At 40.1% G+C, this 12,946-nt stretch carries 16 protein-coding genes; 3 read left to right on the plus strand and 13 right to left on the minus strand.

The window, feature by feature from the left end; all coding sequences use genetic code 11:
* Positions 1–19: 19 nt before the first annotated feature.
* The gene (locus ACHBID_RS02375) at positions 20–1,270 is read right to left on the minus strand and encodes an NAD(P)H-dependent oxidoreductase (protein ID WP_105160414.1); all 1,251 of its coding nucleotides are present in this window, start codon (positions 1,268–1,270) and stop codon (positions 20–22) included.
* A gap of 15 nt (positions 1,271–1,285) precedes the next feature.
* Entirely contained in the window at positions 1,286–1,888 is a 603-nt protein-coding gene (locus ACHBID_RS02380; RefSeq protein ID WP_172096352.1) for an NAD(P)H-dependent oxidoreductase, read from the minus strand.
* 117 nt (positions 1,889–2,005) lie between these two features.
* Between ACHBID_RS02380 and ACHBID_RS02385 the strand changes: the two genes are divergently transcribed.
* Complete coding sequence (locus ACHBID_RS02385; RefSeq protein ID WP_105136944.1) at positions 2,006–2,368, plus strand: DUF454 family protein; 363 nt, start codon at positions 2,006–2,008, stop codon at positions 2,366–2,368.
* 40 nt (positions 2,369–2,408) lie between these two features.
* Here ACHBID_RS02385 and ACHBID_RS02390 read toward each other — a convergent pair whose 3' ends face one another.
* From ACHBID_RS02390 to ACHBID_RS02415, 6 genes are all read right to left on the minus strand, one after another.
* Positions 2,409–2,822: a DUF2871 domain-containing protein gene (locus ACHBID_RS02390; protein ID WP_394731591.1), complete on the minus strand. Its 414-nt coding sequence runs from the start codon at positions 2,820–2,822 to the stop codon at positions 2,409–2,411.
* A 12-nt stretch (positions 2,823–2,834) separates the two neighbouring features.
* Positions 2,835–4,118, minus strand: coding sequence for a histidine--tRNA ligase (gene hisS / locus ACHBID_RS02395; protein ID WP_172059153.1), 1,284 nt, complete (start codon positions 4,116–4,118; stop codon positions 2,835–2,837).
* A 107-nt stretch (positions 4,119–4,225) separates the two neighbouring features.
* Positions 4,226–4,927 (minus strand): hypothetical protein, encoded by a 702-nt coding sequence (locus tag ACHBID_RS02400; RefSeq protein WP_394731592.1) that lies wholly within the window; start codon positions 4,925–4,927, stop codon positions 4,226–4,228.
* Positions 4,928–5,238: 311 nt separating this feature from the next.
* A complete protein-coding gene (locus tag ACHBID_RS02405) occupies positions 5,239–5,922 on the minus strand; it encodes a PTS transporter subunit EIIC (protein ID WP_394731593.1) in 684 nt (227 codons plus the stop codon).
* Positions 5,894–6,619: a PTS transporter subunit EIIB gene (locus ACHBID_RS02410; protein ID WP_394731602.1), complete on the minus strand. Its 726-nt coding sequence runs from the start codon at positions 6,617–6,619 to the stop codon at positions 5,894–5,896. Before ACHBID_RS02410 ends, ACHBID_RS02405 begins: the two co-directional genes overlap by 29 nt.
* Entirely contained in the window at positions 6,615–7,730 is a 1,116-nt protein-coding gene (locus tag ACHBID_RS02415) for a vitamin B12 independent methionine synthase (protein WP_394731594.1), read from the minus strand. The genes ACHBID_RS02410 and ACHBID_RS02415 overlap by 5 nt, the downstream gene beginning before the upstream one ends.
* A 265-nt stretch (positions 7,731–7,995) precedes the next feature.
* Between ACHBID_RS02415 and rpmF the strand changes: the two genes are divergently transcribed.
* Positions 7,996–8,178 (plus strand): 50S ribosomal protein L32, encoded by a 183-nt coding sequence (rpmF, locus tag ACHBID_RS02420; protein WP_002937589.1) that lies wholly within the window; start codon positions 7,996–7,998, stop codon positions 8,176–8,178.
* 15 nt (positions 8,179–8,193) lie between these two features.
* The gene (rpmG, locus tag ACHBID_RS02425) at positions 8,194–8,343 is read left to right on the plus strand and encodes a 50S ribosomal protein L33 (protein ID WP_002262412.1); all 150 of its coding nucleotides are present in this window, start codon (positions 8,194–8,196) and stop codon (positions 8,341–8,343) included.
* A 316-nt stretch (positions 8,344–8,659) separates the two neighbouring features.
* Here rpmG and ACHBID_RS02430 read toward each other — a convergent pair whose 3' ends face one another.
* The 5 genes from ACHBID_RS02430 to ACHBID_RS02450 form a co-directional block, all read right to left on the minus strand.
* Complete coding sequence (locus tag ACHBID_RS02430) at positions 8,660–9,289, minus strand: ABC transporter ATP-binding protein (protein WP_394731595.1); 630 nt, start codon at positions 9,287–9,289, stop codon at positions 8,660–8,662.
* 12 nt (positions 9,290–9,301) lie between these two features.
* The gene (locus tag ACHBID_RS02435; protein WP_394731596.1) at positions 9,302–10,537 is read right to left on the minus strand and encodes a hypothetical protein; all 1,236 of its coding nucleotides are present in this window, start codon (positions 10,535–10,537) and stop codon (positions 9,302–9,304) included.
* Entirely contained in the window at positions 10,527–11,429 is a 903-nt protein-coding gene (locus ACHBID_RS02440) for a hypothetical protein (RefSeq protein ID WP_394731597.1), read from the minus strand. Before ACHBID_RS02440 ends, ACHBID_RS02435 begins: the two co-directional genes overlap by 11 nt.
* Before the next feature lie 67 nt (positions 11,430–11,496).
* Entirely contained in the window at positions 11,497–11,961 is a 465-nt protein-coding gene (locus ACHBID_RS02445; protein WP_394731598.1) for a hypothetical protein, read from the minus strand.
* 758 nt (positions 11,962–12,719) lie between these two features.
* Complete coding sequence (locus ACHBID_RS02450; RefSeq protein WP_002892741.1) at positions 12,720–12,905, minus strand: hypothetical protein; 186 nt, start codon at positions 12,903–12,905, stop codon at positions 12,720–12,722.
* Between the last annotated feature and the right edge of the window lie 41 nt (positions 12,906–12,946).

Below are 12,946 nucleotides of genomic sequence, written 5' to 3' on the forward strand. Positions count from 1 at the left end.
GGCACCTTTCATTACAAATCTAATAGGCTTCTGATGCACCAGAGCTTGCATCCACAGCGGAAGCAGCTGGAGCAGCACCTGCATCCGATGCACCGGATGTCGCATCGACATGGGCAGCTGCATGACCGTGACCAGCAGCTGGCATAGCCTTACCGCCAACCAACTGTTGACCAGTTTCATTGAGGTACCAATCCAACCATGGCTTGAAGTTGAAGATAATCTCGTTGATACCTGCAAAGGAGCCATCCGGATAGTACATAGCCTGATAGTTGTGGGTATTGATAACTTCTGGCGGTGTACCCGGAACAATGGTCCGAACGTATTCTTGGTTACCGTTACGGAGCGTTCCAACAACCCACTCCACGTTCTTCATGCGAGCTGGTGGCAGGGTACCGTGTAGGGTTGCCAAACGACCACCGACATGCTCTGGCAGACGTTTTCCAAGCATGGTTTCAGGATCTTGGTGAGCGGCATTATAGTAGAGGAACTGGTTGTTATCGTCTGTGAAAGTCAATTCAAAAGGCATGGCCTTGAGGAATTGATTGATCTGATTAACCGTCAGTAGACCGTTGTCCAATTTGACATAGGTGTCTCCTTCAACAGCTCCAACCTGGGCAGCAGCCTTCTCCAACCAGTTTGGATCATCTGGGTCAATGCCCTGAACAGTCGTTGCAATTGGCTTACCGCAGTAAAGATCTTCTGGTTCAATTGGTTTTGGTTTTTTCAACTGAGACACTACTCCTACATATTTGATAAAGTTATCTAGACAGCTTTCTAGGAATTTCACTGTCCCCTCATTGATGATATTTCCTTTCTCATCAAAGGCCTCTTTTGCCTTGCCAAGTAGGAATTCATTTCCTGGAAGGGTATATGCATTGACACCTGGAGCATCTAAAATCTTACGGAGATGGACCTGGGCACGGGATGTTCCTTGGTCATAGTAAGAAGCACCGACAATCATGACAGGCTTATCTGTCAGTGGGTGGAGCTTGAAGGACAACCATTCCAAGGTGCTCTTGAGGGCTGGTGTAATCGTATGGTTGTGCTCTGGTGTTGCAATGATGACACCGTCTGCACGAGTAATCTTATTGTATAAATACTGGATAGCAAAGCAGTCCGATTGGTCTTCATCTTGATTGAACATCGGAACATCCTTGATTTCCAAGACTTCTAGTTCAAACTTCAACTTAAATTGACGGCGGATATATTCCAAGAGCATACGGTTGTATGATTGGTCCGCATTTGATCCTACAATACCAACAAATTTCATCTTTTCGTCCTCTTCCTATAAACTTTCCCAGTCGAAATTCTCTGCCTCTTTGTGCAAGAGTTCCTTGGCATGAGACAATTTTCCAGTCATTTTCACAAATAAGCGGTAGTCGTCAAACATAGCCTCCAATTTTTGGATTGTTTCAATATCCACTAAATGACCTTTCTTATCAAAGGCAGTCAGGGAATTTGACAAGAGAAACTCATCAGGCAAAACGCTGGCTTTGAGCTCAGGAGCATTCAAAATCTGACGTAACTGCAACTGGGCACGGGAAGAACCCAAGGTACCATAAGATGCACCTGTAATCATAATCGGCTTGTTCAACAAGGGATAGATGCCATAAGACAACCAAGCCAAGGTATTCATCAAAACTGCTGGAATAGAGTGGTCATATTCGGGTGTTCCAATGATAACCCCTTCTGCCCCTTCAATTTTCTTAGCCAATTCCAAGACAGCTTCTGGTAATTGACGGGTGGCAGGCTTGTTAAACATTGGCAAATCCTTAATTTCTACCAATTCAATTTCAGCCTTCTCGCTAAAATGTGTAGCCATAAACTGCAATAATTTCCTGTTGGTGGATGCGGCGGAGTTTGTTCCAACCAATGCAATCAATTTCATCTTGGTCCCTCTTTTCATCATCTTTGTGACAGAAATCACGTTACCTCATTATGATAACGCTTTCTTTCGTGAAATGCAAGTCTTTTTTTCATTTTCCTTTTATGATACAATCGTAACATGAAAAAATATCTCTATTTTCTTTCCGGTTGCCTCAGCTTGCTTGTCGGAGTCATCGGCATTTTCCTGCCCATCCTCCCTACCACTCCCCTGCTACTCTTAGCTGGCTTTTGTTTTGCCAATAGTTCAAAGAAGTTTGAGACCTGGCTCAGGACAACCAAGCTCTATCAATTTTATGTCGCTGACTATGCGGAGACCAAGTCTATCAGCAAGAGTCGGAAAAAACGAATTATCCTGCAAATTTACATCCTCATGGGGATTTCTATCTATTTAGCCCCACTCCTACCAGTCAAAATCCTCTTAGTTGCTTTGACTATTTTCATTACCTACTATCTCTTCTTTATTATTCCAGATAAACAATAAAAGCAAGTTCCAAAACGGAGCTTGCTTTACTGTTTATATGTTAATTTTCAGCTACTTTTTTCAAGGCAAGGAGTAGACTGATAATACCAACTGAAACCAGGATATGGCCGATACCTGCCAAGCCTGCAATAATAGCATTGACGGCTTTTGACAAATCCATTTCTAGAACCTGGGTCATGCCGCGAACAGCCAGCATGATAGCAGAAAGAGGCAAGCCGATGTGGTAGGTCACTAGGAAGACACGAAAAGACTTGATTTTTTCCAATTCATGGTGCTGGGCAAAGAGCGCCACAATCATAAAGAGGAACATGCCCAATGTAAACAGGTGGGTGTGAACCAAATTAAGAGATGTCTGACCAGTAAAACCGGTTAATTTGATGATCTCACGGTAAGCAAGACCGCTGAGAAGACCTGCAATAGCGTAAATTAAGGCGATGTTGATGTATTTTTTCATCCTCTACCTCCCCTACTCTGCTCCAAGTTCTGGCAAGAGGCTGGCAAAATCATTTTTGATGGTGTCCAGGCTAGTCTTGACTTCCTGGCGGGTCTGATTATTCTTGACAGTAATCTGGCTGCTTTCCAGCTCGCTTCCACCAAGGGTGATGATGTATTTGGCACCAAAGACATCCGCAGACTTAAATTGAGCCTTGAGCTTGCGGTCTAGGTAATCACGCTCGGCAGACAGGCCTTGCTTGCGGAGGGCTTGAACCAGCTCCAAAGCTCCGCCATTGGCCTCCTGACCCAAAACAGCGATATAAACATCCAGAGACTGGTCAATCGGCAGCTCAATTTCCTGCTTGTCAAGGACCAAAATCAGACGCTCAATCCCCATACCAAAGCCAATACCTGGTGTCTCAGGTCCATCGAAATAACTGACCAAGCCGTCATAGCGACCACCAGCACAGATAGTCAAATCATTGCCCCCCACCTCGGTGATGAACTCGAAAATGGTATGGTTGTAATAGTCCAAACCGCGAACCATATTCGTGTCAATGACATAGGTGATACCCAGACTGTCCAACATAGACTGGACCCCTTCAAAGTAGGCCGCGCTCTCTTCATCCAAGTAATCCAAGATAGACGGAGCATTTTCAACTGCCGCCTTGTCCTCTTTTTCCTTGGAATCCAGCACGCGCAAAGGATTTTCCTCCAAACGGCGCTGGCTATCCTTGGACAACTGGTCCTTGAGCGGTGTCAGATAATCAATCAAGGCCTGGCGATAGGCCGCACGACTCTCTGGGTTACCCAGGCTGTTAAGGTGAAGGGTGATGTTTTGAATCCCCAGTTCCTCAAAGAAATGATAGGCCATGGCCATGATTTCCACATCCGTCGCAGGATTGTTGGAACCAAAACACTCCACACCAATCTGGTGGAACTGGCGCAGACGACCAGCCTGAGGACGCTCATAACGGAACATTGGGCCCATGTAGTAAAACTTGCTTGGCTTTTGCACTTCTGGAGCAAACAACTTGTTTTCCACATACGAACGAACCACCGGGGCGGTCCCTTCCGGACGAAGGGTAATATGGCGGTCGCCCTTATCATAGAAGTCATACATTTCCTTGGTCACGATGTCCGTCGTGTCGCCAACAGAACGGCTGATAACCTCGTAATGCTCAAAAATCGGCGTGCGAATCTCTGCGTAATTGTATCGCTTAAAAATACTGCGGGCAAAGCCTTCCACATACTGCCACTTGACCGTATCCTGTGGCAATAAATCCTGGGTTCCCTTAGGTTTTTGAAGTTTCATCTCGTCTCTCGTTTCTACAGTTTGTTTCCTATTTTACCATATTCCCAGGCTTTTTGGAAATGGCAGAGCGAGCAAAAAACCATGTCTGCTTGACACGGTTTCCACTGCTATTTCTTATCAACGATGACAAAGTTGAGGTCATCCAGAGATAAATCAACTTCTAACTTTTCATCGGAATTTAAATTGAGTAGACTTTCAAGAGAATTTTCCGCAAAGCCGACCACCTTTTCCTGACGTTCAGCGTCATTCAGGACATACTCACTGGTCTTGTAAATTGCCTCCTGGGACTTATCAGACAGAAATTCTTGCGCCTTTTGTCCGGCAGTAAAGACATCGACAGCCTTGTCAATCAAACCATTGCTATTATTGGAAATCTTGATTTCCCCATGTTGCTGGGAGTCCACCTCAACAGTCAGAAAATTTTTGAAGGTCAAGGTATTGTCCTCAATGCGAATATCATCCTTGGTCAAGCCTTCCAAATCCAGCTTAAACTCGGTCTGGATAGGAATCTCGACCGACATTTCTCGTCCGACAAAGAGCTTGGTGATAGGCTCTGTCCAGTCTGGCCACTCCTTCATTTTATTGTTTTCAAAGGTATGATTGGCAGTCGTTTCCACATCTGCACCTGCCACGATCAGCTTGGTCTCCTGCTCAAACCGCTTGATGACAAATTCATACTGGACCGTATGAGTGCCTCGGAACCAGGCAAAGATGCTATTTCTAAACCAGATGACACCAATTGCTAAGACCAATAAAACAACCAAGAGGCTCGCCACCTTTTTAGCAAAAAATTTTCCAACTGTCTTCATACAGTTCTCCTTAAAAGTAGTTAATATGGATTTCTCCTCGAAACAATTATATATATATATCACATTAAGTATTTTCTGATGTTATTGTAAAAAATTTTGCCAACCTGTGCAAGTCCTTTTCCCCGTAAAGAAAAAGCGGTTTGCACCACTTTTAGGAGTTGTGTTTACTAGTGAGGTACATTTAGATATGAGATAGTCTTTTGCAAGTCAAGGCCGTTTGAGCTGGAATACTGACTGTATTTCGAGAAAAACAACGCTGAGTGGCAGAAAACTAGCCTTAGCTAAAAGTGCCGAACAGTGAATACAGGTTCTTAATCTTCCTTATAGAGAACAAAGGTCACCACAAAGGAAATCAGAACGGAAATGACCAGGCCGGCTACCGCTGTATAAAAATACTTGAGCGTGTCCTCACCGATATAGGCAGCAATGGTCAGAAGCCCTGGAGAACCACCAGAAAAGTTGCGAGCCCCCATAATCCCCATAAAGAAACCACCAATACCACCGGCAACCATGGTCCCAATCAAGGCAGGACGGTGACGCAGGGTCACACCATACAGGGCGGGCTCAGTGATACCAAAAATCGCGGTAATACCAGCCGATGAAGCCAAGGCACGCTTATTGACATCCTTCGTTTTCAGTGCAATAGCTAAAGCTGCCCCACCCTGGGCCACATTGGACGGCAACATGCCAGGCTGAGCGATGGTATCATAGCCAATGGTCATGCGGTTGTTGATGCCAATCGATACTAGACCGTAGTGGGTACCAGTCATCACCAAGAAAGGCGACACTGTTCCTACAATAGTTGGCACAACCCAAGGACCAAATTCTTCCAACCAGAGGAAGAAGGCACCCAGCCAATTGCCCACAATAGCACCAAGCGGCCCCAGCACAATCAGAGTAACCAGGGCAGTCACCAGAGTTGTCAAGAGTGGAACAGAGAAAAATTTGATAGCCTTGGGCGAAATCTTATCCGCAACTCTTTCCACATAGCTCATGAACCATACTGCTAAAATTACCGGAATAACGGTCGAAGAGTAGCTTGATAGTAATCGAAATGGAGAAGAAATTCAGACCCGTCCCAGCCTCCTTGGCCGCTGTCACCAAGGCCACAAAGCTAGGGTGGAGCAAAATCGCCCCGATTAATATCCCCAGCTGCTGATTGGTCTTAAACTGTCGGGCAGCCGAGCCGCCAAGAAAGATAGGCAGGAAGAAGAAACCAGCATCCCCAATAAAGTTGAGAATTTGATAGTTGGTATCATCAGCAGCCACCACGCCAAACACCGTCAGCAAGGACAGCACAGCCTTGATCATCCCGGCTGCCGTAATGACTGGCAAAATCGGGGTAAAGATACCTGAGATAGTAGCCAGAACAGTCGCAAAAATTCCCTGCTTGCTCGAAACTTCTTGGTCTGCGACTACTTGTTCTTCCAAATCCTCTGCTAAAGGACGATAGACCTGGGCCACGTCATTTCCGATAATAACTTGGAATTGACCACCCTTATCAATCACACCCAAAACACCCTCTAACTGTTCCAGGCCAGCTTGGTCTGCCTTAGACTTATCCACCAAGGTAAAACGCAGACGTGTCGCACAATGGGGCAGACTGGACACATTGACCTTGCCTCCTACACCTTCTAAAATCGCTCTTCCTAAATCCCTATGACTCCTCCTATCTCCTTTTTCTCTCCTAATTTCCCCAGACCTTGTCCGTAATCGTCTTAATCAATTGTAATTTTTTCCACTCGTCTTCCTCAGTCAGAATATTTCCTTCTTCCGTAGAAGCAAAGCCGCACTGGGTTGAGATGCCGATGTTCTTGAGTGGAATCAATTTCGCTGCTTCTTCAATACGGGCAACCACCGCGTCAATATCCTCTAACTGAGGATCTTTAGATGTAATCACACCCAGCACCAATTCGACATTCTCACGGCCATTCCAGATGTCCACAATCGGTGAAAAATCGCCTGAACGCTCATCGTCATATTCTAAGAAGAAGATGTCATAGTTGAGTTGGCCTAGATACTTGGCAACCGTCTGGTAGCTTCCTTCAAAAAGGTAGGTTGACTTGAAGTTGCCTCGACAGATATGGGTCGCCACCGTCAAATCCTTTGGCAGGCCCTCCAGGGCCTTATTGATCACGTAGACATCATCTTCAGCAATCTGCTCAAATTCCGCCCGTTTTTCCTGTTGGTCATGATAGGTCTCCAATTGCTGAATCAAATAAGCCCAGGTTGTGTCGTCCAATTGAACATAGCGGGCACCCAAATCATAAAAATGCTGAATGGTATCATGATAGGCTTTTGCCAAACCGTCTAGGAAATCACTCCAATTTTCGTAGTAATCCGCATAGAGATCGCTGCGATGGTCACGCTTGATAACCAGTGACGGGCTTGGAATAGTCACCTTTGGTGTAACTCCCTCAGGCACGATAGACTGAAGGTATTGGAAATCACGGTAAAACGGGTGGTCTGGATTTTCAGCTACCTTGCCATTGAGGCGGACATTGGTCGTGCGAGTCTTAGCCCCGTGAAACTTGTAAGAATCCTCCTGCAAGTAAGCTTCGAACCCTGTCAATTCCCAGAGGAAGTCCAGGTGCCACCAAGAACGGCCGAACTCGCCGTCAGAAACTACCTTGAGCCCATTGTCAACCTGGTGATGGACCAATTCAGCGACCAATTTGTCCTGAATAGCGAGCAGGTCTTCGTGGCTGATTTTGCCTTGGGCGAATTGCTCACGGGCATCCTTCAAAGCTTGTGGACGAAGATAAGAACCGACATGATCGAAATGGTAATGTGTTTTTGACATGATGAAAACTCCTTGAAAAATTTTGATAGTTTCATTTTATTCCCAAAAGCTATAATTGTAAAATATATATTTTCTATACATTTCGATAGTTTTTTGCTATATCTGACCATTCACCTTGCTTGATGGCAAAAAATAGAAAAAAATCTGTCAAGTAACTTTACTTTACAAAAAAGTTTTGATATACTGTTAAAGTTGGCGAAAGTCATACACTATATTTATGATAAGAGCCGAGCGTCAGCTCGCATTTTAATGGAGGAAAATCGAAATGGCAGTACCTGCACGTCGCACTTCAAAAGCGAAGAAAAACAAACGTCGTACTCACTATAAAGTAGCAGCTCCAACTGTGAAATTTGACGAAACTACTGGAGATTACTCACGTTCTCACCGTGTATCTTTGAAAGGATACTACAAAGGACGTAAAATCGCTAAAGCTGCTTCAGCTGAATAATAGAAGGGAGATACCATGCGCGTAAATATCACACTTGAACACAAAGAATCTGGTGAGCGTTTGTACCTTACTTCAAAAAACAAACGTAACACTCCAGACCGTCTTCAATTGAAAAAATACTCACCAAAATTGCGTAAGCACGTGATTTTTACTGAGGTGAAATAGGGATTCACTACACGTCAATAGACGGTAGAAACCTTGATTTTAAGCGATTTTTGAAAGATGAACTTTCATTACATTGCAATAAAAATCAACCGAATCTCTACATTTTTTTAGATAATAAAAAATATAAGTAGAACATGCAGATATGAAAAGGAACACCTCATATGAGGTGTTCCTTTGCTATTTTTAAAATAGAATTTATATGTAGATTTTTCTTATATAGAATTCTAAATACAGTTCAATAGTAAGGGGAGGTAGCGTGCATTTATAACAAGGACTAATTTCTGTAACTTAATATCAAATCTAACTATCTGACTAATTAGTTTAATTCTATTATTTTTTGACATTTTTCTGCAACTGCTTTGCTATGAGTTGCAATAATGATACAAGAATTTTTAGATTGACGATATCTTAGACACTGCAATACGAGCTCTTCTGTTTTTCTATCAAGAGCTCCTGTTGGTTCATCGCCAATTATAATAGCCGGTTCTTTTACTAAAGCACGTGCAATAGATACTAACTGGCTTTGTCCTCCTGAAATCTCCACTGGATACTTATCTTTTAAATGAGTAATATTTAATTCTCTCATGATATTCATCACTCTATTGTTTGACTCATTCTTGGATACTTTCAAAAACTTTAAGGGTAAGGCTATATTATCAAAACAAGTTAAATCATCGAGTAACTGATAATCTTGTGGAATATAGCCAATATTTTGAAGACGATAGTGCGCCAATTCCTTATCATTTTTTATCATTAAATGTCCAAAAATGGAGCATGTTCCGTGATAAGATGTATCTAATCCAGCAAGAATCCTTAATAGAGTTGATTTCCCTGAACCAATTTTTCCCCTAATTGCCGTTATCTCTCCAGGTTCTATTTTCATATTAAATTTGGTAAATACCTTGTGCTTATGGTATTTTTTGTCAATGTTTTCTAGTATGATCATATACGATTTCTCCTATTCATATTCACTTATTTTAATTAGTGTGCAATAGATAATAAAATATAAGATAAAGTTACTTACAACCATAATAGGTAACACAAAAATTTGTTTAAATAATAAAATTTCTATCACAAAACAAGTCAATAAAGATGATAAATAGAGCCAAATACATATTCTGGATAAAATTCGATCTCTTACGTTATACCCAATTAACCAACTAATGCGAATCTCATCCGCCTGGTATCGTAAAATAGATACTAAAATGCTTCCTATAACATATAAAAAAAGAATACCTAGAGCAACTACTAGTATGATCAATAAAATTTGAAGACGACTAATGACCGATAACAATTGCTCGTATTTTATTAAAAAATCATCCACTTCCAACAGCGAAAAATCAACAAAACCTGACTTTTCCGATTGTTCTCGAAGCACTTCCAAAACCTTCTCTCTTGGTAAACGTGTTGCAAACTGGCTATTAATCATAGCGAAATATAAAATACCTTCAAATGTAAAATCCTTTGTCTTAATGTCTGGAAGTTCAATAGGATAAGGTATAACGATATAATCATCTAAATAAAATTCCGCATTCCCTTTATAGAAAACATAACTATTTGGTTCTAAAAAACCCTTAACTTCAAACGTTATTGTTTTCGTATAAAATTCCCCAGTGATTTTATCTCCTAGTTTGTAATGTTCACGAAATTGACTACCTAAAAGTATAGGATAGGAGTTGAAATCTAATAAAGATATAGAGGGCCAATCTATTTCCTCTCCCTCTTCAACTTTTAAATGATAAAAATCAAATGCTTTCCGATTCATTTGAAAAGATTTTACTGCTTCAGGATCCTTAGTGTTTCCATTGGTTTCTAGCATCCCTTCATCATATAAAAATTTCTCTCCTTTATTGAATGATTGAATAAAAAGCGGTTGATTAAAAGTTGCTAACAACTCAATTTCTTTTGATTGATACAAGTTATTGTAAAATATTCTAAGAGTATCAAGACTCTCTTTATCACTCCTAAACTGATAAAAAGCATCGTCTTCATATAGAGTATCAATTATAGTGTAACTATAATAACCGTTGGATAGTCGGGTTATATTATTTTTAGCTTGATCATTTTTTAATAATAACTGACTAGTTAATGTGATAACTACCGTAAGTAATATGACTAATAAACTTGCAAGTAAGTGAAGTAGGACGGAGGGAATTGTTTTTTTTATATGTATGTCATTATTTCTATTTTTCATTAGCTCTCCCTCTGTAAAACAAAAATGTAAAACTAATCACCTCAATCAAGACCATCGCTAAATGGTGGGGTAACATCATTTGCCTCTCTCCTAGTAGCTTAAATAGGAAGGTAAATGTCGTCAAAATACAAATATTTGCTGAAAGTAGAAAAAATAATTCTTTGATATAAATGGATACCCAGTTTTTTCCTAATAAATGATATGTTTGATATATTTTGTTATTTTTTCGGATAAGGAAATGTATCCAAAAAATAATAGATAGACCGACAAACGTTACAGTACTTGCATTCAATAAGAAAGCAAATTGTGACAAAGAAAAAATACGTTCAACACCTATGTTATCACCTGGTTTCGTATGATTCTGAAAATTGGGATCATTTAATTCACCATTTAAACTGAGTTCCCCTTCATGTGCTAATAACTTTTTGTCACTAACTAAAATGGTTCTGGACAACGGACTATTAGCTAACATTCCAAGTTTTCCAATTACTTCATATTTTCTTCCCTCAAAAATAACATATTCTTTATTTTCTTCATAAATAGTCTTTATTGAATAGCCAATCAAGGCTTTCGAATCATTATTTTTATATAATAATTCTCCTGTTTTATGAGGGAAGTGAAGATTATCCCAGTTATTGGCAAAAATATTCAGAACATCCTTATCTCCATTTTCTATCTTCTGAACTAGCCAAAAGTTATCATTATTCTTACCAATTTTAGTCAATATGTCACTAAATTCATCAGAAGATAGAGATAAATGGTTTGATGTTCTAAGAGCATTACTTTCTAACACCACTAAGTTTTGCTGATTTTGGTAATAGTAATTAAGCCATAGACACGCCATTAAAATAAATAGTGGTATATAAATTTGTATTTTTCTCAATAAATTCATAAATTATCACCTGATAGAAAATATGCCTTTTCTTTTTTAATGAAAAGGCATATTTATTTAACAATTACTATTTACCATAGAAAGTTTTCGCGAGATTTGTACTAATCTCTCCTTCAAATACCCATGGAGAGTAAGCTTGTGTACCATTACGAGCCCAAACACGACCTGAGTCAGTATTAACACGACCTCTTCCATACGCCCCTACCATCTGAGCTCTACTGTAATGATAGACTCCTGGCCAAGTGGTAGAAGCAACAGCTCTCGATTCAAGACCATCTTTCCGAAAACGGTTTTCACGTTTTCCATTATGTATCGGTCCACTGTTGGCTGCTCGCAATCTAGAAATTCCAGGCGTTAAATTACTATTCTGGTTAGAAAACTTACCTGTTTCCTCATTCCAGCCACCTAAGATAGTTGAATCTACCTGATCTACTTTTGTATTTGCATAAACAGAAGTAGCGTTCACTCCCAATCCTAAAAATAAACTAGCTGAAACCCCTGACAATAGCAATAGCTTTTCAAACTTATGCATGATATTCTCCTTTCCTATTTTCAATTGTCATATTTACTTTATGAGTAATTGATGACTTTTCAGAAGTTAATAAATGTAGATTTTCATCTACAGGGAACCTCCTATCCTTATTAATATTAATTTGAAATCTATAAAAATACATCCCCCATCAGTCTGCTTTCCCCACATCAAGTCCACCTGGCTTTTTTTACGACTGAATTCTCACTTCATGGTGTTCTCCATTCTGCAGATCCTGTTTATATGAATTTGCGTTACCAATTATAACTACCTGCAACAAAAATAAATTAGGAAGTTTTTTAGTCCACAATATTTACCTAATCCATGAATGCGCTTTCTATTTATCGATTTCATTCTAACATATATTTACTTATCAATCAAGTATTTTTCTGTTTGGAACTAAATATTACTATAACGCAACAAGATAAACTGAAGTAATAATTACAAGTTCGATTAGGGCATCGGTCAATCTCCACTACCATGGATACGTACGCTTCACTAGCGCAAAAGAAAATTGGAAGTTGTTAGCTTGTTTCAAACCAAATTAGACGAATTAACGGCATAGTTATTCTATCTCTACATTTTTCTCTACACTTTTGGAGGACAATTCATAAAAGTCTTGCTATATCAAGGTTTATAATCGCTAAAATAGACATTATTAGACCTTTACTGAGGTTAAGTAAGGGTTTCAGTACACGTCAATAGACGTCAAAATTTTGATTTTAAGCGATTTTTGATTTTTTGAAACTCATTATATCGCACTACAAATCAATAAAAACTCTACCTTTTACTCTACCTTTTTTAGATAAATATATCATCTGGATATTGAAGTTAAGCCCTGCTATCATTTCGATGGCAGGGCTTTTTAATATTTGGTACACTAACTTCTTATCTATATTTTGGTGGATTTTAAGTTGACATCTACAAAGTTTAATGTTAGAATACATTCAAAAATGTATTTGAATGAGGTGTTTTATGATTCAAAATG

Source organism: Streptococcus sp. A25 (assembly GCF_043674095.1).
Taxonomy (GTDB): domain Bacteria; phylum Bacillota; class Bacilli; order Lactobacillales; family Streptococcaceae; genus Streptococcus; species Streptococcus suis_V.

Coding starts and splice junctions, on each gene's coding strand:
- ACHBID_RS02445 (WP_394731598.1), bottom strand. CDS start 11,961: ATGCATAAGTTTGAAAAGCTATTGCTATTGTCAGGGGTTTCAGCTAGT.
- hisS (WP_172059153.1), bottom strand. CDS start 4,118: ATGAAACTTCAAAAACCTAAGGGAACCCAGGATTTATTGCCACAGGAT.
- ACHBID_RS02385 (WP_105136944.1), top strand. CDS start 2,006: ATGAAAAAATATCTCTATTTTCTTTCCGGTTGCCTCAGCTTGCTTGTC.
- ACHBID_RS02450 (WP_002892741.1), bottom strand. CDS start 12,905: ATGTATTCTAACATTAAACTTTGTAGATGTCAACTTAAAATCCACCAA.
- ACHBID_RS02380 (WP_172096352.1), bottom strand. CDS start 1,888: ATGAAATTGATTGCATTGGTTGGAACAAACTCCGCCGCATCCACCAAC.
- ACHBID_RS02430 (WP_394731595.1), bottom strand. CDS start 9,289: ATGATCATACTAGAAAACATTGACAAAAAATACCATAAGCACAAGGTA.
- rpmF (WP_002937589.1), top strand. CDS start 7,996: ATGGCAGTACCTGCACGTCGCACTTCAAAAGCGAAGAAAAACAAACGT.
- rpmG (WP_002262412.1), top strand. CDS start 8,194: ATGCGCGTAAATATCACACTTGAACACAAAGAATCTGGTGAGCGTTTG.
- ACHBID_RS02400 (WP_394731592.1), bottom strand. CDS start 4,927: ATGAAGACAGTTGGAAAATTTTTTGCTAAAAAGGTGGCGAGCCTCTTG.
- ACHBID_RS02390 (WP_394731591.1), bottom strand. CDS start 2,822: ATGAAAAAATACATCAACATCGCCTTAATTTACGCTATTGCAGGTCTT.
- ACHBID_RS02375 (WP_105160414.1), bottom strand. CDS start 1,270: ATGAAATTTGTTGGTATTGTAGGATCAAATGCGGACCAATCATACAAC.
- ACHBID_RS02405 (WP_394731593.1), bottom strand. CDS start 5,922: ATGAGCTATGTGGAAAGAGTTGCGGATAAGATTTCGCCCAAGGCTATC.
- ACHBID_RS02435 (WP_394731596.1), bottom strand. CDS start 10,537: ATGAAAAATAGAAATAATGACATACATATAAAAAAAACAATTCCCTCC.
- ACHBID_RS02415 (WP_394731594.1), bottom strand. CDS start 7,730: ATGTCAAAAACACATTACCATTTCGATCATGTCGGTTCTTATCTTCGT.
- ACHBID_RS02440 (WP_394731597.1), bottom strand. CDS start 11,429: ATGAATTTATTGAGAAAAATACAAATTTATATACCACTATTTATTTTA.